23 protein-coding genes are annotated in these 21,865 nt (G+C 47.3%); 11 read left to right on the plus strand and 12 right to left on the minus strand.

Going from position 1 to position 21,865, the window contains the following annotated elements; genetic code table 11:
* Positions 1-4: 4 nt before the first annotated feature.
* Both MHB54_RS10035 and MHB54_RS10040 read left to right on the plus strand, forming a co-directional pair.
* Complete coding sequence (locus tag MHB54_RS10035; RefSeq protein WP_160788823.1) at positions 5-232, plus strand: DUF1858 domain-containing protein; 228 nt, start codon at positions 5-7, stop codon at positions 230-232.
* A 14-nt stretch (positions 233-246) separates the two neighbouring features.
* Complete coding sequence (locus MHB54_RS10040; protein ID WP_028541119.1) at positions 247-1,506, plus strand: DUF438 domain-containing protein; 1,260 nt, start codon at positions 247-249, stop codon at positions 1,504-1,506.
* Here MHB54_RS10040 and MHB54_RS10045 read toward each other — a convergent pair.
* Positions 1,495-2,007, minus strand: a complete 513-nt coding sequence (locus MHB54_RS10045) for a GNAT family N-acetyltransferase (RefSeq protein WP_254348755.1) — start codon at positions 2,005-2,007, stop codon at positions 1,495-1,497. The genes MHB54_RS10040 and MHB54_RS10045 overlap by 12 nt on opposite strands.
* Positions 2,008-2,154: 147 nt before the next feature.
* Here MHB54_RS10045 and MHB54_RS10050 point away from each other — a divergent pair, with 147 nt between their 5' ends.
* Positions 2,155-3,441: a hypothetical protein gene (locus MHB54_RS10050; protein WP_254348754.1), complete on the plus strand. Its 1,287-nt coding sequence runs from the start codon at positions 2,155-2,157 to the stop codon at positions 3,439-3,441.
* A gap of 66 nt (positions 3,442-3,507) precedes the next feature.
* Here MHB54_RS10050 and map read toward each other — a convergent pair whose 3' ends face one another.
* Together map and MHB54_RS10060 are read right to left on the minus strand one after the other, a co-directional pair.
* Positions 3,508-4,290: a type I methionyl aminopeptidase gene (gene map / locus MHB54_RS10055; RefSeq protein WP_080751590.1), complete on the minus strand. Its 783-nt coding sequence runs from the start codon at positions 4,288-4,290 to the stop codon at positions 3,508-3,510.
* 105 nt (positions 4,291-4,395) lie between these two features.
* Positions 4,396-4,584 (minus strand): hypothetical protein, encoded by a 189-nt coding sequence (locus MHB54_RS10060; RefSeq protein ID WP_007428354.1) that lies wholly within the window; start codon positions 4,582-4,584, stop codon positions 4,396-4,398.
* Positions 4,585-4,949: 365 nt separating this feature from the next.
* Here MHB54_RS10060 and MHB54_RS10065 point away from each other — a divergent pair, with 365 nt between their 5' ends.
* From MHB54_RS10065 to MHB54_RS10080, 4 genes are all read left to right on the plus strand, one after another.
* The gene (locus MHB54_RS10065) at positions 4,950-5,987 is read left to right on the plus strand and encodes a serine hydrolase domain-containing protein (RefSeq protein WP_071559370.1); all 1,038 of its coding nucleotides are present in this window, start codon (positions 4,950-4,952) and stop codon (positions 5,985-5,987) included.
* A 43-nt stretch (positions 5,988-6,030) separates the two neighbouring features.
* Positions 6,031-7,182 carry an MGDG synthase family glycosyltransferase gene (locus MHB54_RS10070; protein WP_023986831.1) on the plus strand — a complete coding sequence of 384 codons (1,152 nt, stop codon included), beginning with the start codon at positions 6,031-6,033 and terminating at the stop codon, positions 7,180-7,182.
* A 31-nt stretch (positions 7,183-7,213) separates the two neighbouring features.
* A complete protein-coding gene (locus tag MHB54_RS10075) occupies positions 7,214-7,495 on the plus strand; it encodes a hypothetical protein (RefSeq protein ID WP_023986830.1) in 282 nt (93 codons plus the stop codon).
* Positions 7,496-7,843: 348 nt separating this feature from the next.
* The gene (locus MHB54_RS10080; RefSeq protein WP_023986829.1) at positions 7,844-8,182 is read left to right on the plus strand and encodes a DUF4870 domain-containing protein; all 339 of its coding nucleotides are present in this window, start codon (positions 7,844-7,846) and stop codon (positions 8,180-8,182) included.
* Between the two features lie 56 nt (positions 8,183-8,238).
* On the opposite strand, the gene MHB54_RS10085 is transcribed toward MHB54_RS10080, so the two are convergent.
* Positions 8,239-9,198: a sigma-70 family RNA polymerase sigma factor gene (locus MHB54_RS10085; RefSeq protein ID WP_028541124.1), complete on the minus strand. Its 960-nt coding sequence runs from the start codon at positions 9,196-9,198 to the stop codon at positions 8,239-8,241.
* An 18-nt stretch (positions 9,199-9,216) separates the two neighbouring features.
* Positions 9,217-9,660: a carboxymuconolactone decarboxylase family protein gene (locus tag MHB54_RS10090; protein ID WP_023986827.1), complete on the minus strand. Its 444-nt coding sequence runs from the start codon at positions 9,658-9,660 to the stop codon at positions 9,217-9,219.
* Positions 9,661-9,811: 151 nt separating this feature from the next.
* On the opposite strand from MHB54_RS10090, the gene mscL reads away from it, so the two are divergent.
* Positions 9,812-10,306, plus strand: coding sequence for a large conductance mechanosensitive channel protein MscL (mscL, locus tag MHB54_RS10095; RefSeq protein WP_023986826.1), 495 nt, complete (start codon positions 9,812-9,814; stop codon positions 10,304-10,306).
* Between the two features lie 85 nt (positions 10,307-10,391).
* On the opposite strand, the gene MHB54_RS10100 is transcribed toward mscL, so the two are convergent.
* Together MHB54_RS10100 and MHB54_RS10105 are read right to left on the minus strand one after the other, a co-directional pair.
* A complete protein-coding gene (locus MHB54_RS10100) occupies positions 10,392-11,093 on the minus strand; it encodes a histidine phosphatase family protein (protein ID WP_023986825.1) in 702 nt (233 codons plus the stop codon).
* A 72-nt stretch (positions 11,094-11,165) separates the two neighbouring features.
* On the minus strand, positions 11,166-11,459 hold the full coding sequence (locus MHB54_RS10105) for a hypothetical protein (protein WP_023986824.1): 294 nt from the start codon (positions 11,457-11,459) through the stop codon (positions 11,166-11,168).
* Between the two features lie 172 nt (positions 11,460-11,631).
* Here MHB54_RS10105 and MHB54_RS10110 point away from each other — a divergent pair, with 172 nt between their 5' ends.
* Positions 11,632-12,264 (plus strand): NUDIX hydrolase, encoded by a 633-nt coding sequence (locus MHB54_RS10110; RefSeq protein WP_053324547.1) that lies wholly within the window; start codon positions 11,632-11,634, stop codon positions 12,262-12,264.
* 7 nt (positions 12,265-12,271) lie between these two features.
* Here the strand turns inward: MHB54_RS10110 and MHB54_RS10115 are convergent, their stop codons facing one another.
* Positions 12,272-13,060 (minus strand): TrmB family transcriptional regulator, encoded by a 789-nt coding sequence (locus MHB54_RS10115; RefSeq protein ID WP_340981585.1) that lies wholly within the window; start codon positions 13,058-13,060, stop codon positions 12,272-12,274.
* 65 nt (positions 13,061-13,125) lie between these two features.
* Positions 13,126-13,977 carry a zinc ribbon domain-containing protein gene (locus tag MHB54_RS10120; RefSeq protein ID WP_025719789.1) on the minus strand — a complete coding sequence of 284 codons (852 nt, stop codon included), beginning with the start codon at positions 13,975-13,977 and terminating at the stop codon, positions 13,126-13,128.
* A 311-nt stretch (positions 13,978-14,288) separates the two neighbouring features.
* Between MHB54_RS10120 and MHB54_RS10125 the strand changes: the two genes are divergently transcribed.
* Positions 14,289-16,715: a UvrD-helicase domain-containing protein gene (locus tag MHB54_RS10125; RefSeq protein ID WP_076295408.1), complete on the plus strand. Its 2,427-nt coding sequence runs from the start codon at positions 14,289-14,291 to the stop codon at positions 16,713-16,715.
* Positions 16,716-16,981: 266 nt separating this feature from the next.
* Here the strand turns inward: MHB54_RS10125 and csaA are convergent, their stop codons facing one another.
* Together csaA and MHB54_RS10135 are read right to left on the minus strand one after the other, a co-directional pair.
* Positions 16,982-17,314 carry a chaperone CsaA gene (gene csaA, locus MHB54_RS10130; RefSeq protein ID WP_053324545.1) on the minus strand — a complete coding sequence of 111 codons (333 nt, stop codon included), beginning with the start codon at positions 17,312-17,314 and terminating at the stop codon, positions 16,982-16,984.
* 56 nt (positions 17,315-17,370) lie between these two features.
* Complete coding sequence (locus MHB54_RS10135; protein WP_071559374.1) at positions 17,371-18,276, minus strand: DMT family transporter; 906 nt, start codon at positions 18,274-18,276, stop codon at positions 17,371-17,373.
* Positions 18,277-18,433: 157 nt separating this feature from the next.
* Between MHB54_RS10135 and MHB54_RS10140 the strand changes: the two genes are divergently transcribed.
* A complete protein-coding gene (locus MHB54_RS10140) occupies positions 18,434-19,327 on the plus strand; it encodes an AraC family transcriptional regulator (RefSeq protein WP_071559375.1) in 894 nt (297 codons plus the stop codon).
* Positions 19,328-19,569: 242 nt separating this feature from the next.
* Here the strand turns inward: MHB54_RS10140 and MHB54_RS10145 are convergent, their stop codons facing one another.
* Positions 19,570-21,753, minus strand: a complete 2,184-nt coding sequence (locus tag MHB54_RS10145; RefSeq protein WP_023986816.1) for an alpha-galactosidase — start codon at positions 21,751-21,753, stop codon at positions 19,570-19,572.
* Between the last annotated feature and the right edge of the window lie 112 nt (positions 21,754-21,865).

Consider the following 21,865-nt stretch of genomic DNA (forward strand, 5'->3'; position numbering starts at 1 on the left):
ACAAATGGATAAGCTACTGCACTGGGATGAGCCTATATTTAACCTTGTTAGCCGTTATCCCGAAGTGAAGGACATTATGGTAGAGTTGGGTTTTCACGATATCGCCAAGCCTGGCATGTTACAAACCGCAGGTCGTTTTATGACACTGTCCAAAGGTATTGCATTAAAAAAAGTAGCTATGGAAACCGTGGAACGCACGTTTTTGCAACATGGTTTTACCATTCAAAAATAAAGGAGCTAACGATCATGAGCGAGCTAATTAACAACCGTGAACATACAGCACAGGAATTAACGGAACGCCAACAAACGCTAAAGGAAATTATAAAAGAATTACATGCCGGGAAAAGCGTGGAGGAAGTCAAAGCGCGTTTCGCAGAGGCTGTTGGCGGAGTAAGCGTAGCCGAAATTTCGGCTATGGAGCATGCATTGATGACTGAGGAAGGAATTCCCGTATCGGAAGTGCAGCGTCTTTGTTCCGTGCATACATCGATATTCAAGGGTTCCATTGAGGATATCCACCGTCCTTCAGGACCAGAGGAACAACCGGGACATCCCGTTCATACCTTCAAGCTGGAAAATCGGGAGATCGAACAATTGGTCAACTTCAAGTTGTCATTGCACGCGGACCAATTTCAAAAGGACGACAGCCCCAAAATCATCTACAAGCTACTGGAAGATTTAAGTCTGCTGCTCGATCTCGACAAGCACTATAGCCGCAAAGAAAATCTGGTCTTTCCTTATCTAGAACGCTATGGGATTTTTGGTCCAACTAAAGTTATGTGGGGTGTGGACGACAGCATTCGTGCTGCGATTAAGGAGGCAAAGAGTCTGCTCACCGAATATAACGGAGATCGTGAACAGATTGGGAAGGCACTTGCCCATATCATGAGCGAAGTGAATGAAATGATATTCAAGGAAGAAAATATTTTGCTACCGATGGCACTCAGTAAGCTGACAGAGGATGAGTGGCTGAAAATAGCCCGGGAAAGCGAGGAAATCGGGTTCTGCCTGACCGCTCCCGAACGTGAATGGATACCCGAACGGGCAGAGGAACCTGCAGAAGCCCTTGAGCAAACGGAAGGCACATCCGGAACACCGCAAGGCTTCGTGAGATTCGAGACGGGGATTATATCCGTACAACAATTGGAATTGCTGTTGAATCATCTACCCGTTGACCTGACTTTTATCGATGAAAATGATGTTGTTCGCTATTTTTCCCATGGTAAGGAACGAATCTTCGCGCGCACGAAAGCCGTCATTGGTCGTACCGTACAGAATTGCCATCCGCCCCAAAGCGTGCATGTCGTTGAGAAGCTACTGGAAGATTTTAAAGCAGGCCGCAAGGATGTTGAAGATTTTTGGATTCCAATCAAGGACAAATTTGTCTACATCCGTTATTTTGCCATCCGTGATGCTGAGGGCCACTATCTGGGAACGTTGGAATTTACGCAAAATATCGCACCAATTCGTGCCTTGGAAGGACAAAAGCGTATTCTATCCGAATAGTGTCCAACCGTAAGCCAACATGTTCAGGTTTTTGCCACTCATATTTATAATATGTTGTTCTACTATAAGCTTGGCCCCCAGCTCTTCATAAAAAGTACATGCTGGATTATCTGCTAGCACCCATACGATTACAGAGTGAATATCCATACTATTAAAATGTTGAAGCAGACGTAAAAATAATCTCTTCCCCAAGCCTAAACTATGGTATTCACTCAAAACGTAAATAGCCGTTATTTCTCCCCCATACGGGGGATATTCACCTGACTTTTCCGGACCCCCACTCACAAATCCGATGATTTCCCCCTTTTCATTTTCAGCAACATATACCCGATGACCGTCTTCACTGGATAGATTCGCATTCCACAGTTCTGTTCTTTGCTCATAGGAAAGCTGTTCCAGAACCTGGGCAGGCATTATATCTTTGTACGTCGTCCTCCAGCAATCTACGTGCACCTTGGCGATGCCCTCGGCATCTGATATCGTTGCTTCCCTGATGTTCATGTGAGTTCCACTCCTAGTTTCCAATATTATGCACTCTATTATATCGACGATCCAAATCTTGATCTATAATAAGAATATTCATTGTTTAGTGAAGTTGGATAGGATAACCGTTCACTACACTACTCGTTCATTACTGGAGGATTCGACTTGAATAAAATTGTTTCATTTTATGTGCCGCTTGGCATTTCGTCATTAATTGCTGCACTAACGCATGTCATCGTCAATGCTGTGCTTGCTCGTTCGGAACATCCTTCGTTTACATTAAGCAGCTATGCGGTCGCCGTCAGCCTGTGCCTACTGTTGGAAACTCCGTTAACCGCTGTACGGCAAATGACCACGAAATTCGGTTATGATCGCAAGTCCGTTCATTCTATCGGTATTTTATGTACGTTCGTCGCTGTGGCTGTATTGATCATAGGCTGGAGCATCGGGTTGACGCCCGTAGGCAATCTGGTCTTTCAATATGTATTTGGTGTGTCCCCAGTATTGATCGAACCCACCAAGAACGTATTTCAGGTTCTTACTTTACTATACATATTGGTAGCTGTCCGTAACATATATCAGGGACTTATTATTAACAAGCACCGAACGGCATGGATGACATTCAGCTCGTCCATACGTATTATCGTGATGCTAATTGCTTCCTGGTTTTTGATCCGTGCTGGCTGGACGAATGACGGACGAGTCGGTGCCGCCATTTTTATTGCAGGTATTCTCATAGAGCTGGTCGTTACTTTTTTAGAAGGCCGGGTTCTCAAAAGAAAGCTGCCTCCTGACAACGCGGAGCAAACCATCCATCACGCGAAGCATCTCCTACCTTTTTATCTTCCTTTGCTATATTCGGCGCTGGTGCTGGTTATCCTGAATCCTTCCATCCAAGCTGCGCTGAACAATACAACTGATCCACTTTTGGCCGTGGCATCCTTTTCTGTAGGACTGCAAATCCTAAATCTATTGGTCTGGTTTTGCAGCTCTTTGCATCAAATTGTGATTCAATTTTATACGTCCAAGCGCAGGGAAGTGCTGATATTTTTGAGCTTTTTGTCTATCCTGTCGCCGCTGCTACTACTGTTACTCTCCTTCGGATTTGCTGGCGATCCTGTGTTACGGAATGTATTGGGATTGGAAGGAGAATTGTTGCTAGAAACCAGAGGATTGCTTCGCATACTGGCTGTCTATGTCGCATTTTATCCTTGGGTGGAATATTTTATTGGAAGGTCAATATTAATCGGTAATACCAAACCTATCTTTATCGGCAGGCTGTTTTCTGTAAGCTTTGCGATTCTCGCGCTTATTCTGTGTATCTGCTTTTTTCCAGGACTGGACGGCAAAGTGGCGGGAATTGTGATGGCTGTTTCCTCCCCTGTCGAGCTGGGAATTTATCTGTTGCTTTACCGAAAAATCTCTACAACCACGATGAATGTGTCACCCTGAAAAAACTTACCTAGAGAGCCTTATGCAAACGCCCCGCACATTGACTCCCTATGGCACAACTCTCTTTTATGAGGTCAAAATATAAGGACCGTTCTTTGTAATCGCAATCGTGTGCTCGTATTGAGCCCCCCAACTGCCATCTGCTGTGCTGATGGTCCAGCCATCGTCCCCCCAGAGCACGGCCCCCTCGGTTCCGAGGGTAAATACCGGCTCAATGGTAATCACCATCCCTTCGCGCAGTGGTAATCCCGTTTTGGGACGACCGTAGTGCAGAACCTCTGGCGGCTCATGCATTTGGCGGCCAATGCCATGCCCGATCAGAGGCTTGACGTTGCCGAACCGCCGCCAGCCTGCCGTTTTTTCCACAGCATGCCCGATATCCCCCAACGTCCTCCCCGGGCGGGCAACCTCGATACCCCGTACCAATGCCTTATGGGTCTGCCGCAACAGTCGTGCTACCGGGCGGCTAATGTTACCTACCGCATAAGTCCATCCTCGGTCAGCCAGCCAACCATCTTTGTTAACCACAATGTCGATGGTCACAATATCCCCATCATGAAGCACCCGCTCCGAGGGAAAACCGTGACATACCACCTCGTTGACCGAAGCACAGGTGGCATAAGGGAAACCTTTATAGCCCTTTTGTTCAGGCGTGGCTCCACGCTTGCTTAAAAACTGCTCCACCCAAGCATCGATTTCAAGCGTTGTAATTCCCGGAAGAATACGACTTTCCAGCGCACGATGGCAATCTGCCAAAATACGTCCGGCCTCCCTCATGTAGCCGATTTCCTCCGGTGTTCGTATCGCTATCTCTATTGGAATCCGCCTCCTTTGAGCATACAAATTCACTAAACCTATCCCATTGTATGCACGGCGGACACAAAAAAACCGTCTCCTCTGTGGATAGACGGTTTATAAAAGTCGTATTTCTAGTTTTTCGGGTAATCGAACCCTTTAAGATACTGAAGAATTTATGCGACCGAGTTCGTTTTCCACCACCATGGTCAACTCTTCCTCATACCCTCCTGTAATCCGGTATTTTCGCACATATTCCTTTACAAATTTTTTGGGATCCTTAGGCCGGAAAATTCGAGTCATTTCCCGCAGACTTTCCTTAACTTCATTGTGACCTTTCGTTGCCATGTAACTCCCTCCCAAAACGTTGAAAATAAGTGCTCCGTTGAAGAGAATGCCGAAAAGTATTGATGTCCTTATGCAGTGAAGTAGTATGTCTAATTGCAGCTTAGGTCGGGAACACCTTATACAAGGCATGTACCTGACACTATTATTAACCGATTTTCTTTTGGCTGAATCACTACCCCATTATAACATATTCAGATACAGCTTTCAGCTTTCCAGTAAATTTACATTGATTTTACCTATCTTTTACGCATCATGTCATTTGGGGTACTCAATCAGCTGTTGCACAGGAGGTATACCTTATTTATCGGTTTTTGGAGTGTATGTGTTTGGGGTAAAATAAATAAACATAACAAGGAGGGAAAAGGATGCGCCGCTATGCTCCGCTGTTCACTGCACCTGTTGCCCGTATGTCTGCCCTGAACATAGGAACTTGTGAAGAGGAGGGCATCAATGTCTCCCTACTTGATCAGGCAGACCGTGAAATCCAAGCCAAGTTTCCTAAAATGCACAGCTTCCTGCTGCTGCGCCACGGCAAACTGATCTGGGAACGCTATTATAATGGGCATGAAGTAAGCTCTCTGAACGATTTGCGATCCGCAACCAAAAGCTTCACTTCCACGCTCATCGGCATAGCTATGGCTCGCGGTGATATGCCCGGGCCAGAGACGGCTGTGCATAAGCTGTTGTCTGAGTATTTACCTAGGCGGAAGGAAACACTGCTAGAGCAGATTACGATTCGCCATCTGTTGACCATGACATCCGGCTTGTATTGGCAGACGGGCAAAAAGCTCGGAGAAGCTTTTATCCACCGTTTTCATCGCAGCAAAAGCTGGCCGTCCTTTGCCCTGCGTTTACCTGTACAGGAGGACCAACTCGGTGTATTCCAATATCGTAGTGTTGATTCTCACCTGTTGTCCGTGCTGCTGACCCAATGCTGTGGGATTGACGCCTATACGTACGCTCTCCAGCATCTGTTCGAACCCTTAGGTTTTGGAAGAAGTGGTTGGGCACAAGATCCAGAGGGCTACACCATGGGACACATCGGGCTATATCTGACATCGCGTGACATGGCTAAATTCGGCGATTGCTGCCTTCATCAAGGCAGCTGGAACGGAAAAGAATTGATTCCGGCCGATTGGCTGCATCAGGCGACACAGCGACAGGTTGAAGGCTATCCAGAATTCGGAGATTACGGATTCCAATGGTGGACAGGACGACTCCACGGCATCAACTACGCGTGTGCGCACGGACATGGAGGACAGCAAATTTATCTTGTGCCAGAAGCGAACGCAGTCGTGGTATTTACAGCAGACAGCAAGGTGAGCCGTTGGAAAAATCCGCGAACACTGCTGGAGCGCTACGTTTTGCCAGCCGTATCCTCCCTCAACTTAGAACGTTCCTGATATGAGCTTCATGTGCTTATTGAATATAGGGGGCTAAACAATCATGGAAGTCTCAGCACCAAAAATTCTAATATTATACGCCAGTTACGGGGAAGGCCATGTGCAGGCCGCTCGGGCAATTATGGACAGTTTGCGAAGACTCGGACGCTGCGAGGTACAACTTCTCGACCTGATGGCTGAATCTCATCCCTGGTTGAACGGTCTGACCAAATTTGTATATATGCAAAGCTTCAAAACCATTCCTCAGCTTTACGGCTGGGTCTATAACATCACGCGCGGTATGCAGGCTAAATCGGCCTTCGGCCATGTATTGCATTCATTCGGAATGCGTCAACTTACGATCACTCTGAAAAAGGAGTTGCCGGATCTCGTGATACATACGTTCCCGCAGCTCGCGCTCCCGGCGTTACGCCGCAAAATGGGAATGAATTTGCCTATTGTCAACGTGGTTACAGATTTCGATCTGCATGGGCGCTGGCTGCATCCCGATATTGACCGCTACTATGTAGCCACTGAGGATATTCAGCAGGAAGCCGCCCAGCGGGGAATACCTATCGAACGCATTATCGCTACGGGTATTCCGATTCACGCTTCTTTTTATAACATGTCTGCCGACGAAATTCCTGTTCAGGAACAGGTAATTCCATCACTACAGTCTGAGACTACTACGCTACTCATTATGGCTGGCGCCTATGGTGTGCTATCCGGCATACTGGATATCTGTCGGCAATTAAGCCAGCTTCCTCAGTTGCGGCTACTGATCGTCTGCGGACGTAACCAGCAACTGAAAGCAGAAGTGGATGCGCTGTATGCAGACCACCCAAACATTTACACCTATGGATTCGTGGACTTTGTCCCAGCACTTATGCGTGCGAGCAATCTGGTGATTACGAAGCCCGGCGGCATCACACTCTCGGAAAGCATTGCATCCGGTTTACCTATTCTTGTGTTCAAGCCCGTACCCGGTCAGGAGCTAAATAATGCTCTGTATTTGCAGCAAAAAGGAGCTGCCCGTATTGCTCGCACTACGGAGGAGCTGATTCAGCATTGTCTCGACCTGATTTCCACCCCCTCTCTTGCCGAAGAGATGATGCAGGCGATTGAGCTGCTTCGTAAACCTCATCCCGCAGACCAGATTGCCGAGGATATTTTGCATCAGCTTGTGGATAAAAGACCTTCCGTCCGGACAAATTAACGAAGAATAAAGTCAGACGGAGGGGATACCTATGGAACACAAAGGGAAGGATTTGCTCCCACTAACAGGAGAAAAGGTAGAAGTGGATGGTGTTTATATTGATGAGGATGGACATGAGCAGCATTTGCACAGAGGTCAGCATTTTCCCGCTGATGTTGTTCTGGGTACTTCCGAGTGGAAAATGACCGAATACGCCTTTGATAATCATCATGAAGGACGTACTGATGAACGACTTATCCCCAAAGAGGACGATGAGGATAAAAAGGGTAAAATCACACATCCACGCCGTCGTTTACAACGCGGAGATCGCTAAATAAGACAACTTATCCACGGTTAATACCAATCTGTTGATATTTTGTGGACAATCTGTGTGCAAAGTAGGCTTAATCTCTATATTGTCTACAGTTTGTGCACAATTTGTGCATAACCCATGCTTATTTTGTGGACAAGTAGTAGGGTGTAGTGGATAAAATGCGTACAACATGTGCAAAACCTGTGTATAACCCTGTGAATGACTGAGCGAATCCTTTTCGTTCAGTCTTTTTCGTGTTTTTATACACATTCCCTGATTGAACTTTTTCTGGCGTTTCGGGTATATCTTTAATTCCTGTCCTCATAGCTTGTATAGTACGGATAACTTATAAAGGGGGATTTGCCTGACATGTCAGTCTATAAGTCTTCCACGGGATTGGATGAAAATATAGCAGCTGTCCTGTGCTATCTGTTCGCATTTATTGGCGCACTGGCCTTTGTCATGCTGGAAAAGAAAAGTCGATTTGTATTATTTCACGCGCTGCAATCCATATTTCTGTTTGTCACCCTCATGATCGGGCATGTGCTTGTTGGATTCATTCCGCTGCTCGGTCCTCTGCTCGCTTCCCTGCTAACGCTGGCAGGCCTTGTATTGTGGGTCATCCTGTTAATTCGCGCGGGACAAGGCAAGTGGCTCAAGCTTCCCTGGGTAGGTGATCTGGCTCTTCATCAAGCCCGGCAGTTGTGAAGACAACAAAAAACCTTGATCCTTAGCAGGATTCAAGGTTTTTGCTGTTTCGATGATTACTTTTTATCGCATGTTCGCTTCTTCTGTCCTATATGAATGTATCCCAGCTTATCTGGGTTGACCATTAAATAAAAACTCTGAATATGCTCCCCGTCCGGTGTCAGTCTGAGACATAAGGTTTCTCTCACTTTTCCATCTTCCAGAAATGCCAGCTGGACCTCGCCATTGATGACGGTGTGGAACACATCTCTTTCTCGTAAAACGGTTAATACCCGACGAGAAGTCAACAGGGCAAGAACGCCTTTGCGTACAACCATCGGTCTCATCACCGTATGCACATTACCTCCGCCATCTGACACGAATACAGGTTGTTCAGCCAGTAGTTCCAGCATAGCAGTCACATCGTAGGCAAGAAAGGCGGTTGTAAAACGTTCTAGTAGTTTTATTCGGGATGAGTTATTCATATTACGACTGGACTGAGCCTCAAGAGCAGATTCTCCTGAAGATAGAATACGACGGGAGCGACTGAACAACTGACGACAGTTGCTCTCAGTCTTCCCCAGCAATTCCGCAATATCTTTGTAATCATATTGAAAAGCTTCCCTCAGCACAAAAACAGCCCGCTCTATCGGCTTTAGCTGCTCCAGCAAAACCAGAAAAGCGTAAGATATCATGTCTTTACGCTCTAACCAATCCGCAGGGAGATCTGCGCTTTCACCCAACGGCTCCGGCAGCCACTGTCCTACATATGTCTCTCTTTGCTTGCGCGCAGAGTTCAGCAGATTCAGACACCGGTTCATCGTCATTTTGGCTACATAGGCTTTGGGATTGTGTATATCATCCAAGGGCTTATTCTTCAGCTCGACAAAGCAGTCTTGAACTACATCCTCGGCATCCGTAACCGTTCCAAGCATGCGATAAGCAATGGCAAAAGAATATTTGCGATATCTTTGATACAGCTCCTCCAGATTTAAATCCACCGATTCTTGTTCAATTCTGTGTTCTTTGCCAGACAAAGCATAGCCCCCTGTTCATTAAAGAATGCCCGGATACATTCCCGTTGCAATTGCAATCCGGTTCCAACTGTTAATCACGTTAACCGCGGTTATCAAATCTACGTATTCTTCCTCTGTAAAATGTTCTCTGACCCTATTGTACAAATCCGTAGGTACCCCTTGTTCAGAGATACGAGTGACCGCTTCAGCTAATTCAAGCATAACACGTTCTTTTTCCGTGAACAAAGGAACCTCCCGCCATAAGGCTAGCTGCAAAATGTGGTCAGCATAATCCCCCAGCTTGAGCAAATCCTTCGCATGCATATCCAGACAATAGGAACATCCATTGATTTGGGATACTCTAATTTTCAGTAGTTCGTACAATACTTTGTCTGTAAAACGACCGGAAATATATTTTTCCATCTCCATCATTACCTTGAATGTACTAGGACTCACTGCTCTGTGATTGAATCTTAAACTCACGATACATCGCCTCCATTATTGGTTTACATATAGAAGACAAATGAACATGTGATTTTGTGACAAAGTGCAATACATCAATTGGGAATTGCCCTCCATTGACATAGCATGTATTATAGATAAATGATTTTATGTAAAGAAGGTGAGCACTCATATGAGCGGAAAAGGTATTATAAAAGAGTTTAAAGAATTCGCTGTACGGGGTAACGTGATTGACCTCGCGGTCGGTGTTATCATCGGTGGAGCGTTTGGCAAGATTGTCACTTCTGTGGTAAACGATATTATCATGCCTCCGATTGGTAAACTTCTGGGCGGCATGAATTTTCCAGACTTGTATGTAGCTTTACGAGCTGCCGATCCTTTAAATGCTGACGGTACACGCATGACTTTGGCACAGGCCAAAGAAGCAGGGATTGCAGTCCTCGCCTATGGTCAGTTCATTAACGTCCTGCTGGACTTCCTGATCGTAGCCTTCTGTGTGTTCATGCTGGTCAAAGGGATTAACATGCTGAAACGCAAAGAGGAAGAAAAACCTCCTCAGGAAAAAACGATCAAGGAATGTCCACATTGCCTATCCGAAATTCCTGTAGCCGCTACCCGTTGCGCACATTGCACTTCCAAGCTGGAGGGGTACGTCGAAGCACGCTGACTCAACCCACACCTATATGACTACAACAAACGGCTTAAGACGATGTACCGTCTTAAGCCGTTTTGGTATGGTGTGAGAGATCTGATTAGTTGAAATTGGTGATAATGCCACGGGGTCTGACGGGCAAGCCCTCAGCGTACAGATGGGAAACATCACCGAAGCCGATGCAACGGGGAACTGCCCATTCCTGAGAGCGCTCATCAAACAAGATCGTGGTTACGGAGCTAGGCGGCATCCAAAAGCCGGACCAGACCAAGGCCAATGGCAGCTCCAACAGATGAGCAAGCCAGGTCAGCCCGAAGCCGCCATGACAAAATACGGCCACCTGATCTTCGGTATGCTTCAGAATCCGGTACCTGCCCTCCACCCGCTCAAAGCCTTGCCGTTTCAGGAATTCATCGGAATGAAGCTTCAGCCGCTCGAAGGTTTCGGGACTCTGCGTTCCCTGATAATAGGAAATCTCCTGCCAAGAGTCATGAGTCGGCAGGGGCATTTCGGAACGGATCACTTCACCTGGCAAATCCCAATGGGAAAGACGGCCGTATGGAGTTTCCTCCAGCTTTAGAGCCAGCTCCTGTGTCCAGTGTTCCACTTCATGAGTCATACCCAGAGAGTCGGCGGTGTAGCGCATTGTATCCAAAGCCCGCCCCAAAGGAGAGGCATAAATTCGATCCAGTCCGTGACTGGAAAGCCGTTTGGCCAGTGCCTGGGCTTCCAAATGCCCCTCCGGCGTGATGGTGTTATTGGGGTAATCGGGGTCTGCGTGTCGGATAATATACAATCTCATTATTGGTTCTCCGTTCCTATGAATGGCGACAGGATCACTTTATCTCATTCCATCGATTAGTTCTCCTGATCTTTAACGTTTATTCAGCAAATTTTCCAAAATCGCGCGCAAATCCCTGTCTTCCTGGTAGACTTCCTCACCTGTATCCAGTTCAATAACCCGGATATATGTATAATTGGCTCTGACATCGACTGGTTTAAAAATCAATTCCTCCGGATTGTCTGGGCGGACATCATAGCCCATATTTTTGAACATATCCGTGATTTGATCAATCCCCGGCTTGCCTCCGCTTTCCAGCATAATCAACCCGCGCAGTTCCTTGGGTTCCTCCGGATGCATGACTCGAAAATGTACTATACATTCCATGTAAAATCGCTCCTTTCAATCGTAAATCTGTGTGATGTTGCAAATCCTCATGTTCCCAGCATACCCCAAATGCCACTCCACATTCCACACCCGCCTTCATATCGTCAGGACAGAAAACACGTTATACTGTAAAGTAGACCTTTGATTTCTGCTTACTATAGGAGGAACCACGATGACTAGCGAGCTTCTGGATATCTACGATGATGAAGACAACCCTCTTGGCACAGCCTCGCGACAAGACGCACATGCCAAGGGATACTGGCACCATACCTTTCACTGCTGGCTAGCACGAGACACTTCGACAGGCCGTCGCTTGCTGTTCCAACAGCGTCAGGATACGAAGGACACCTTCCCCGGATGCTACGATATTACAGCAGCCGGTCACTTGACGGCAGGCGAAGATATGTCTCAGGCGGCTCGTGAGCTGGAGGAAGAACTGGGCATTCATGTTCCCTTTACCTCATTAACACCGCTGATGACCGTTCGGTATGAAAGCAAAGGTACCGCACAGGGCACCTCTTTTTGGGATCGGGAGGTTAGCTCGGTGTTTGGACTGCTATCGAACCAGCCATTGGAAGCTTATCACCTCCAGCAAGAAGAAGTAGCTGGACTGTACGAAGCAGATCTTGACCAAGCACTGGCCCTTTTTGAAGGCCATATTCCCTTTATCGAAGCCCATGGCATTACGTCGGGGCCAAATCCAGAAAAAAACCGCCGCCTGATTACATCGGATCAATTCGTGCCTCATAAGGCGGGCTATATTACATCTATATGCCGGGCACTGATGGAACTTCCTACCCGGTAATCTTTAGCTATTCTCCAGCTGACATATATTTGCCGATAATGCCTTCATACCGCCAGCCATACCGGGTCGACAGTTCTCTGCCCATATCATGCTCCAGCTCATACAGAATAAGATCCTGAGCAAAATGATTAAGCAGCAGGCCTGTCATTACCGGATGCTCGGTAATAAGCGCCTGTGTCGGGCAATTCTCTCCCCGCATACCCAGCATGCACCAACGCCGATCAATAACAAAAGAAAACTTCCGCCCTGCTGGTTCCTGTCCGTCTGTACCAGACCTAAGCGGTAACCACGGTCCCATCATGCTTTCTCCGTTATCGCAGGACCAGAGCAGACGCACACCTCGACCCTCAGCTTTCTCCAACTCTGTCCGCAGCAGCTCAGCTTCCTCGCGCCACAAATCCAACACAATCTCATGCTCTGCCCGTTCCAATTCACGTGTCAGACTTTCCAGCACCTTCCGATCGCCTTCCGCATTATAAAAGGTCGGCTTGGTTGGTTCTGTTCGTGGCATTTCTTTCTCCACTGCGCGTAGGGACTCCTGCATTTGTCCTTCGATCATCCGGGTCAGTTCACCCGGTGGCAGCATGCTGTAACGTACAGGCTCTCCAGCACTGGTTCTGAGGTATCCCTGCCCGGCCAAACGCTGTAAAGCCGCGTACACGTTGGAGCGCGATGCACCCAGACGCTTAGCCACTTCATAGCCGGAAGCCGCATTTTGCCTCGAAAGCTCGACCATAACCTTGGCTTCCATTTCCGTAAAACCCAGATTCCGCAGATGATGCAGCAAACGCTCCATATATTCTGTTCCCCCTATGCTGCCCGGCGTTATGTCTGTGTCCTGCAGCAGCCTGTTCGGCTGCGTCAAATCTGTTCAGCTCCGCAACGCGGGCACCATTTGGACCCTTTAGGTAGTTCTGCAGTACAGATTTGGCATTTTACATTTTCACGTACTTGTGCAGACGGTGTTGCCGGCTTCTCGGCCCCGGAGTTGTTGGCCTTCCAATATCGAATCCGCTCGTCCAGCTCTTCCTGACGCTCACGCTCACGTGCCAGTTCTTCAAGACGACGGTGTTCTTTTTCCAACTCTTCCTGACGACGGCGCTCCCATTCAGCGTCGAATGCCGCTTTTTCTTCTGGTGTAAAATCAGATACTGTGTAATCGCGGTCTAGTCCCGCTGGTTCGTGTGTTTCATACCGCTCATCCTGTTCCTGTTCATGCCGATCGACTACTTCATGTTCTGCATACTCCGTATAAGCAGGCGCAGCATCCTTCACTACCTCTGGCTTGCGCAGATCAAAAGAATAGACGTCCGTTGGCACCTCTTCACGCACAGCAGCTACTTGTTTGGAAGCAGCCTGTCCTTCATTGAGCTTGCGTCCGCATTTGGGGCAAAAGTTCGCATCCAGAGGCACAACCGCTCCACAGGTGCATAAATGAGCGTTTTTCAATTCTGCAATTCTACTGCGCAGCTCGTCAATTTCATCCTGAAGCTCATCACATGCAGTGGATAGCTGTGTCATCTCGGTTTCTGCCACTGACATGTCAGATGCACGGTAACCTTCGTAAAAGATCTGACCCATTCGTAAGAAATGAACATCCATTTCCTGCTGAATCGTTGTAATTTGTGAATTGATCTTACTAATCTCGACAGCATGCTGCGCCTTTTCTGTTGCGCGATTAGCGCCTTCCTTTATACGTTGAATCAGCTTCATCGTTATTTCCTCCCCATTATCCAGCCGGATTTCACTATACCGTCCGTATATCCCAAAGTTTTTTTCTGTTGGCAAACCTCGAACTCCTGTATAATGGAATGCGGTCATATTGCCTGTTTGAAGGCTATTGGCATTAGCGTCAACGTATTGACGTTCTGTCGCTCCGGCAAGATCCGCATGAATTTCAGCATTATTTTAGTCCATCGCCTTGTTCTTATCGTCAGCTAAAGCTGACTAGAACTCTATCATACCAAAAACTACCCCCATTTGTGAAAATGGAAGATTTTAAGAACGAAAGGGGTTTAAGGATTATGGACCCAAATCCTTCTTTTTACCCCCGACCCATCGGGGTTCCTTATTCAACGTCGAGCCCTCAGGCACGTCGTGCTTCCATGGATACCAGTATGACGCTGGTGCCCGACACCGACCAAGACTCGGCCTATTTTCGTGCTTTAGAGAACGCCGGCATTCACCTGAACCGCCCGCAGATCCAGGCCGTCCGCCACGGCAAAGGCCCCCTTCTGACCCTTGCAGGGGCTGGCTGCGGCAAAACCACAGTGCTGGCTGCCCGCGCAGGCTACCTGATGGCGATGCGGGATGTCCCTGCATCGTCCATTCTGCTGGTGACCTTCACCAGCAAGGCAGCTGCCGAAATGAAACTGCGCATCGCGGGATTACCCGGTGTGCGCCCTGCCGCTGCACGTGCAGTTCAGGCTCGCACGTTTCACTCATTCGCTTTGGCGATGCTGCGTCATCGCGGCGTGCAAGATGAAGTGTTCGGTGAAACGCAGGCCCAGCATACCGTTATGAAAATGATGCTGCGGCAGCTTGGACTCAGCGAGGCTTTCCAGCCAGAAAGCCTGCTGTCTGCCCTCTCCGCCTGGAAAGCGGAAGGCCGCAGCGCGGACGAGCTGCCGGAAACCGTGCGCGAGGAATCGGATGCCAAGCGTGCCATGCTCGCCTATGAAGCGTGGAAACAGGAGCGCAATAAAATGGATTTTGACGATATTCTGCTGCGTGCCTCCGCACTGCTGCGTGACCCGGATGTGCTTCAGCCGCTTCAGCGGCGTTTTTCACATATCATGGTCGATGAATTTCAGGATACGAATGCCCTGCAATATGAGATGGTGCAACGATTGGCTGCCCGACATCGCAATCTGATGGTCGTGGGGGATGATGACCAGACGATCTATACCTTTAATGGGGCACGCCAGGAATCCATTCTGGAGTTTGACAAAGTCTATAAGGATGCAAAGGTCATTACCCTGGATATTAATTATCGCAGCGATGCGCGGATTTTGGGGCTGGGCTCTAACATTGTTGCCAAAAATGTTCATCGACGCTCCAAACGTCTTTCGGCTGCCGGGCGTGAAGGCTTGCCGCCGCAGTTTGCCACCCCATCCGGACCCGAGGAAGAAGCGGGGCATATTGTTACCCATCTACTCGGACAGGTAGAGGAAGGTCGGCTGCGCTATCGGGATATCGCTATTTTGCACCGGACAGCCAGCGGAAGCCGATCTATTTTTGAGCAATTAATTATGCGGGATGTTCCATTTATTCAGTATGGAGCAGGGGCTGTATTTTATGATCAGTCCCTGATTCGTCCCTTAATGGATCACCTGCGTTTGTCGCTGAATCCCCGGCGTATGGAATCCATTCCGAGCACTCTTGGGCCGCTGTACGTCTCCCGTGAGGCGGGGATGGAATGGATTATGCGCGAGGAGAAACAGCAGGCTAAAAAATACCCGCTGATTCATCTCAGCCGCTGGGATCGACTACGTGATTTTCAGCGTGAACAGGTGAAAGAGCGTATTCGTTTGATTCGCAGTCTCACTACAATGAAACCTGCCTATGCCATTCAAGAAATGCGGCGCATCTTTTATGATAAATATTTGGAGAGCGGAGATACGGGCGCGTGGACTCATTATAAGGAAACGATGCAAGAAAGTCTGGAGGAGCTCGAAACGGCAGCCAAGCGGTTTGACACCGTGGAGGCGTTCGTCAGCTTTGCGGACGAGCTTTCCGAGCGTCACCGCCAAATGGAATCGCTGCGCAGAGAGGAAGACAGCGATGCTGTTCGGCTCATGACGATCCACCGCGCCAAAGGGCTGGAATTCCCTTGCGTATATTGGATCGGAGCCAGCGAAGGCATTCTGCCGCACAGCTCGGCGCTGCACAGCGAGCTGCCGGAGGATCGGCGGGCAGGCGCCGCCCCGACTACCGCTGTGGATAACGATGCAGCGCTTGAAGAAGAGCGCCGCCTCGCTTATGTGGCCGTCACCCGGGCGAAGGAGTTGCTGTACATCACCTCTCCCGCCTCTAATCATGGCAAGCCTGCCGCCGTGTCACGCTTCCTGCTGGAAGCCTATGGGGTCACCCCTGAGGTTTCCAAGCCAGAAGCACGCCGCAGCAGCTTCGGCCAACCGAAGGGTGCTTCCGGGTATAGCAGCCGTGCTGGCGCTGGATCGCCAGCGTCTGGCACAGCGACCCGCGTGAGCAGCAGGCCGGGACCAGGCAGTGCTACGACACGGACGACCTCGTCGGTGGCAGGGTCTCAGGCGGAGCCACGCATCAACGTGCCCGTGTGGAAATGCACCGACGACGCCTGCAAGGCGTGGATGCGGCGCGACACAACAAGCGGACGCCGTACAAGCGCGGCTAGCACAAGCACACCGCCGGTGTGCCCGCTCTGCGCCTCCCCGATGACAGAGGGGACGCGCAGCATCCCGGCCAGATAGGTATAAGGCATATAGCTGGTATGGAGAATTGTGCTTTTACTGGACTGGTGACACCCGTGATTTCCAGCCTAATTGTTGCAGATTTTAATGAATCAAATAAGCTTTAGACAGACCAATAATAGAAAAAGCGGCAGACTAGGACGTGAAAATAAAGTCCTAGTCTGCCGCTTTCTGTTTCAACTTGCTATTGAACGATCGTATCCCGTTAGGTTCAATGTCCTGCCTGTTGTGAAGTTATATATTTTACTGATTAAACAGCCGATCAATCATCCAATAGGTGTTCCATTAGGTAGTTTGATATCTGGTTTCAATAAAACCACATCCCCCTTTTCGGGAATTCCTCCAAGGACTAACACCTCTGACTTAAAGCCTGCTATCCGTCGAGGTGGAAAGTTGACTACACCTATGATTTGTTCCCCTATAATATCTTCAGCCACATATCTTTTTGTGATTTGTGCACTCGAAGCTTTTATTCCGATATCTTGTCCAAAATCAATTTCAAGTTTAATAGCAGGTACTTTTGCTTCTGCAAAAAACTCAGCTTTAATTATGGTTCCAACTCGAATATCTAGTTTCAAAAAATCATCAATCGTTGCCATCTAAACATTCTCCTCATCGATTGTTTTCTTCAATTTCGCGATAATGAATTTCAAATTTAATATTTTGCAACCGTAGTATACTTTAAAGATTTTGCCCAAAAATACATCCCCATACCGAATAAAGTCATGATTCCACCTATGAATTGAAATGCAGAGATTATTTCTCCCAAGAATAAGTAGGCGAGAATTATGGCAAGAACAGGCTCTCCAATAATACCAACTGAGACCGTAGTTGCACCCATCGATTTCAACAACAAATTAAAAATATATTGTCCAAAAATAGTTGGAATTACTGCAAGTAAAAAGAAATACACCCAATCCGACGAGTCATATTCGATCAAGGAATAATGATTCAACAAATTGTAGACCAGCATGACGCTGCCACCAATAAAAAAAACAATAACACTATATACATTTGCATTTATTTTGTGGCTTACTTTCTGTCCTGCCAACATATATGCTGAAACCAAAATTGTTCCTACTAAAGATAATCCATCTCCGATTAATGCCTCTCTCGAAATCCCAATGTCTCCCCAAGCTATAATGATTGAACCGACAAGAGCGGCGATCAAACAAAGAATGGTCAATATGTTTGCTCGTTCTCTGAACATAAAGTATGAACCCATCATTACAAATAAAGGCTGTAACGATAGAATGACCATGGAGCTCGCAACTGAGGTATATACTAAAGATTCCATCCAGAATAAGAAATATAACCCGAGAAAAAGACCAGCTATGAAAACGGTACTCCAATCTTTTTTGTTCATTTCTAAGGAACGGAACATTTTCCAAGGTACAAAAGGAAGCATTATGAGTACTGACATATACAATCTGTACATCCCAGCCACAGAGGTTGGAGTATCTGAGGATTTTATCATGATGGATGAGATAGAAACAGACAGTATGCTGATTAAAAGCAAAATATACGGATGAAATGGTAACGACGATTGATTTATTTTCACATGTACGCCTCCAAGATGTCTTATCCAATCGCCTGTGCACAGGATTGTAATGATAAGCCGAAGATCTGGTATAATAATATCACCACTTTTATTTTATTTGTGTAACTATATCTTTAATTTATATAGAAATATCGTCATCAGAAAGGACCTCGCTAAAATGGAAAAACAATTGCATGAGACCATTCTATATCCCGATGTTTCATTTCCATACATCATGTACACCCATACTATTCATGCAAGTAATCCTGAAGGTAGAGGATTCAACGATTTACATTGGCATGAGGAACTACAAATCACTTTGGTTACCAAAGGAAAGCTAGTGATACAAGTTAACGGCATTGATCATGAATTAGAAACAGGTCAGGCCATTTTAATTAATAAAGGTGTTCTTCACGTTACTACACACCTTACACATAACGGTCAATATGTCAGTTTTAATTTCCCTGAGAAGCTGTTGGCCTTTTATGCAGATAGTGCGATGGAAAAAAATTATGTACTGCCTTATACAAACTCTCTCTTATTGTCATTCGTAATCAAAGGAGATGTTGAATGGCAAATTCAAATACTGCAAATGCTTTGGGATATGAAACAGAAATTTGATATGAAAAAAAAATGGGGCTGGGAATACGAGGTTTCCATCAAAACGGTACAATTATGGTTAGTCTTAATATCTAATATTTCGCTGTCTTCTGAGGAAGCACCTAAATACATAAAATTGCAACAGGAGCGACTTCAATTAATGCTCAGCTTTATCCATCAAAACTACTCAGACAATATAACACTGCAAGAAATTGCTGCTATAGCACATTTAAGTATTTCGGAATGCACTCGTAGTTTTAAGAGAACTATTCATATGACACCTTACGACTACTTAATTAAGTACCGTATCAAGAAAAGCAGTGAGTTATTAATTTCAACAGATTCTACAATAACTGAAATAGCCCACAGAGTGGGGTTCAATCATGTAAATCACTTCATTCAGTCTTTTAAGAAACATCATAAAAAAACACCTAATGAATTCCGGAAATTTAGAAATGAATTCATTAATTAAGGAATGAAGCAGCCGTCAGCGTAACGACTTACTCTGTTGATGATCCTGTTTTCAATCAAAATTCAAATGTAACTCCTACATCTTCCTCAGTTTCATGTCATTCATCATTCGTATAAAAAAATGGCTTCCCCCTCCTCAATCAGTACAGCTGCTGTACGCAAAATGCCCCTTTTCATATAAAAAGGGGCATAACTCCATCGATTGTTTTCTCTCTTTCGGCAATTATACTGTTGTACTGATGCTTAAGCCTTACCGGACCTTATTGCCCGGAGCCTGAACCATCCACTTTCATAGTCTTTCTGTCTGTAGAGAAGAGGGAGGCCCAACTTCATAAGCCGATCCCCCCCATGGATAGACTTTTGCCCGCTATTTCCTGACTTAACTTCATATTCGAGCTCTGGATTTAGTCCGTCAAGGCGCAGGGCTCGCCAAGGCGCGTTCGGGACAGCCATCACTTGGAAATAGTAGACGATGGCATCCTCTTGGTCTTCAGAAACAAACATCCAAGCCGATTCGTTATCTTCAAACGGGTTCTTTAAGCGATACAAGTCACCTTTCTGTACTAAGCCACGTATCTGCTTGTATACTGCGATTTGGCGTTTGACCGTCTCTTTTTCCTCATCGGTGAATTTCGTGAGATCAAGCTCATATCCAAAATTTCCGGACATGGCGACATCACCTCGAAAATCAAGGGGCGTTATGCGTCCAACTTGATGGTTCGGAACTGCCGAGACATGCGCCCCGGTTGCGCTTACAGGATAGACAAGGCTAGTTCCATATTGGATTTTCAGGCGTTCCACCGCATCGGTATTATCACTAGTCCAGACTTGGGGCATGTAGTAAAGCATGCCTGGATCAAAGCGCCCTCCGCCACTTGAACAGCTCTCGAAAAGAATATGCGGAAATTCGGTGGTGATGCGCTCCAACAGCTCATACAATCCAAGAACATAGCGATGGGCAGTCTCGGATTGGCGTTCCGGCGGCAGAGCAGCGGAACCGATTTCCGTCAGGCAGCGGTTCATATCCCATTTCACATAAGAGACTGGCACGCTGGAGAAAATGGCAACAAGCGAATCGTAGATGAAATCGCGCACTTCCTTGCGAGTATAGTCCAGCACTAGCTGCCATCTGGCTTCGCTGCGCCTGCGTCCCGGAACGTGGAGGCACCAGTCCGGATGCTCCCGGTACAACTCACTGTCCGGAGAGATCATCTCTGGCTCGAACCAGAGCCCGAATTTAAGACCCAGCCGATTGATACGGTTCGCGACATCCGCGAGTCCGTCTGGCAGCTTCCGACGATCCTCGTACCAATCGCCGAGAGACGAATTGTCGGAATCCCGTTTTCCGAACCAACCGTCATCTAAGACAAATAGTTCGATGCCTAGCTCAGCCCCCTCTTTCGCTATCGATACCAACTTATCTGCATTGAAGTCAAAATAGGTAGCTTCCCAGTTATTGACCAGAATAGGGCGTTCTTCGTCCCGATATTTCCCTCGGCAAAGTCGAGTCCGATACAAGCGATGATACGTCCGCGACATATCTCCCAGTCCTTGACCGGAGTAAACCATAACGGCTTCTGGCGTTTGGAAACTCTCCCTTGGGCTCAGTAACCACGAAAAGTCAAAGGAGTTCACGCCGATGTTAAACCGTGTAGAGCCAAATGAATCTATTTCCGCTCCCGCCTCAAAGCCCCCGCTGTACACGAGGCTAAAGCCGAATACCTCACCATAGCTTTCCGTTGTTCCCCGAGTGACCAATGCAGCAAAAGGGTTGAGTTGATGGCTGCTCATGCCCCTTTTACTATCAATTCGGGTTTCACCTTGAAGAATCGGTTTGCGGGTAATATTCCCCTCCCGAGCCCATGCTCCCGAAAGATACATGAACTCTAAATCGCTTTTACCTGAAAAATCGACACTGGCACTTAGAGCACGGAGAAGTCGAAGATTCTTGGCTCCCGTATTACTCAAACGAGCCGAACGAGCGATTACGTTTCGATCCGCGAAGACGGTGTAAAGAAGAACAACTTTAAGACCTGAAAAGTCATCTTTTAACTCCAGTTCCAACGTATCCGCTTCGTCTTCATTCTCGGTATATACGGCCGGAAGCCCGGTTAATGATGGCTTTCCCTTGATGATCCGGTAACCGTCGTACTTTAACTCCGTGATACGAGTTCCATCTTCAAGTTCTACTTGATACGCAGGGTTACGGAAGTCCCCACTCCCATACTGCGGGTACTCTTGCGGTAGCCGATCCAATCCAGCCGTCGCAGAAGTGTGAAGCAATAGATCGGTCATTGATTCGCGGTGCTTCAGCCTATCTCCCCAATATACATGCACAGGAAATCCATCCACAATCTGAATAATATAACTCATGCCCGACGACTGTAGATGAAACAGCCCCGTTTGCTCTTGAACAATGATACCCATTGGAAAAACAACCCCTCCCTCTAGATCATACCCCTCGGAAATCCGCACCTAAAAAAGGACATAGAAGAACCTTTTTGTAACACCACCAACTAAGTTCACATGGTGTAAAGCT

It is taken from the genome of Paenibacillus sp. FSL M7-0802 (genome assembly GCF_038004945.1).
Taxonomy (GTDB): Bacteria; Bacillota; Bacilli; order Paenibacillales; family Paenibacillaceae; genus Paenibacillus; species Paenibacillus polymyxa_B.

What these genes read in the sequence shown, in the direction of transcription:
- MHB54_RS10035 (WP_160788823.1), top strand. Translation starts at nt 5, where the DNA reads ATGGATAAGCTACTGCACTGGGATGAGCCTATATTTAACCTTGTTAGC.
- MHB54_RS10040 (WP_028541119.1), top strand. Translation starts at nt 247, where the DNA reads ATGAGCGAGCTAATTAACAACCGTGAACATACAGCACAGGAATTAACG.
- MHB54_RS10045 (WP_254348755.1), bottom strand. Translation starts at nt 2,007, where the DNA reads ATGAACATCAGGGAAGCAACGATATCAGATGCCGAGGGCATCGCCAAG.
- MHB54_RS10060 (WP_007428354.1), bottom strand. Translation starts at nt 4,584, where the DNA reads ATGGCAACGAAAGGTCACAATGAAGTTAAGGAAAGTCTGCGGGAAATG.
- MHB54_RS10065 (WP_071559370.1), top strand. Translation starts at nt 4,950, where the DNA reads ATGCGCCGCTATGCTCCGCTGTTCACTGCACCTGTTGCCCGTATGTCT.
- MHB54_RS10070 (WP_023986831.1), top strand. Translation starts at nt 6,031, where the DNA reads ATGGAAGTCTCAGCACCAAAAATTCTAATATTATACGCCAGTTACGGG.
- MHB54_RS10075 (WP_023986830.1), top strand. Translation starts at nt 7,214, where the DNA reads ATGGAACACAAAGGGAAGGATTTGCTCCCACTAACAGGAGAAAAGGTA.
- MHB54_RS10080 (WP_023986829.1), top strand. Translation starts at nt 7,844, where the DNA reads ATGTCAGTCTATAAGTCTTCCACGGGATTGGATGAAAATATAGCAGCT.
- mscL (WP_023986826.1), top strand. Translation starts at nt 9,812, where the DNA reads ATGAGCGGAAAAGGTATTATAAAAGAGTTTAAAGAATTCGCTGTACGG.
- MHB54_RS10100 (WP_023986825.1), bottom strand. Translation starts at nt 11,093, where the DNA reads ATGAGATTGTATATTATCCGACACGCAGACCCCGATTACCCCAATAAC.
- MHB54_RS10105 (WP_023986824.1), bottom strand. Translation starts at nt 11,459, where the DNA reads ATGGAATGTATAGTACATTTTCGAGTCATGCATCCGGAGGAACCCAAG.
- MHB54_RS10110 (WP_053324547.1), top strand. Translation starts at nt 11,632, where the DNA reads ATGACTAGCGAGCTTCTGGATATCTACGATGATGAAGACAACCCTCTT.
- MHB54_RS10115 (WP_340981585.1), bottom strand. Translation starts at nt 13,060, where the DNA reads ATGGAGCGTTTGCTGCATCATCTGCGGAATCTGGGTTTTACGGAAATG.
- MHB54_RS10120 (WP_025719789.1), bottom strand. Translation starts at nt 13,977, where the DNA reads ATGAAGCTGATTCAACGTATAAAGGAAGGCGCTAATCGCGCAACAGAA.
- MHB54_RS10125 (WP_076295408.1), top strand. Translation starts at nt 14,289, where the DNA reads ATGGACCCAAATCCTTCTTTTTACCCCCGACCCATCGGGGTTCCTTAT.
- csaA (WP_053324545.1), bottom strand. Translation starts at nt 17,314, where the DNA reads ATGGCAACGATTGATGATTTTTTGAAACTAGATATTCGAGTTGGAACC.
- MHB54_RS10140 (WP_071559375.1), top strand. Translation starts at nt 18,434, where the DNA reads ATGGAAAAACAATTGCATGAGACCATTCTATATCCCGATGTTTCATTT.
- MHB54_RS10145 (WP_023986816.1), bottom strand. Translation starts at nt 21,753, where the DNA reads ATGGGTATCATTGTTCAAGAGCAAACGGGGCTGTTTCATCTACAGTCG.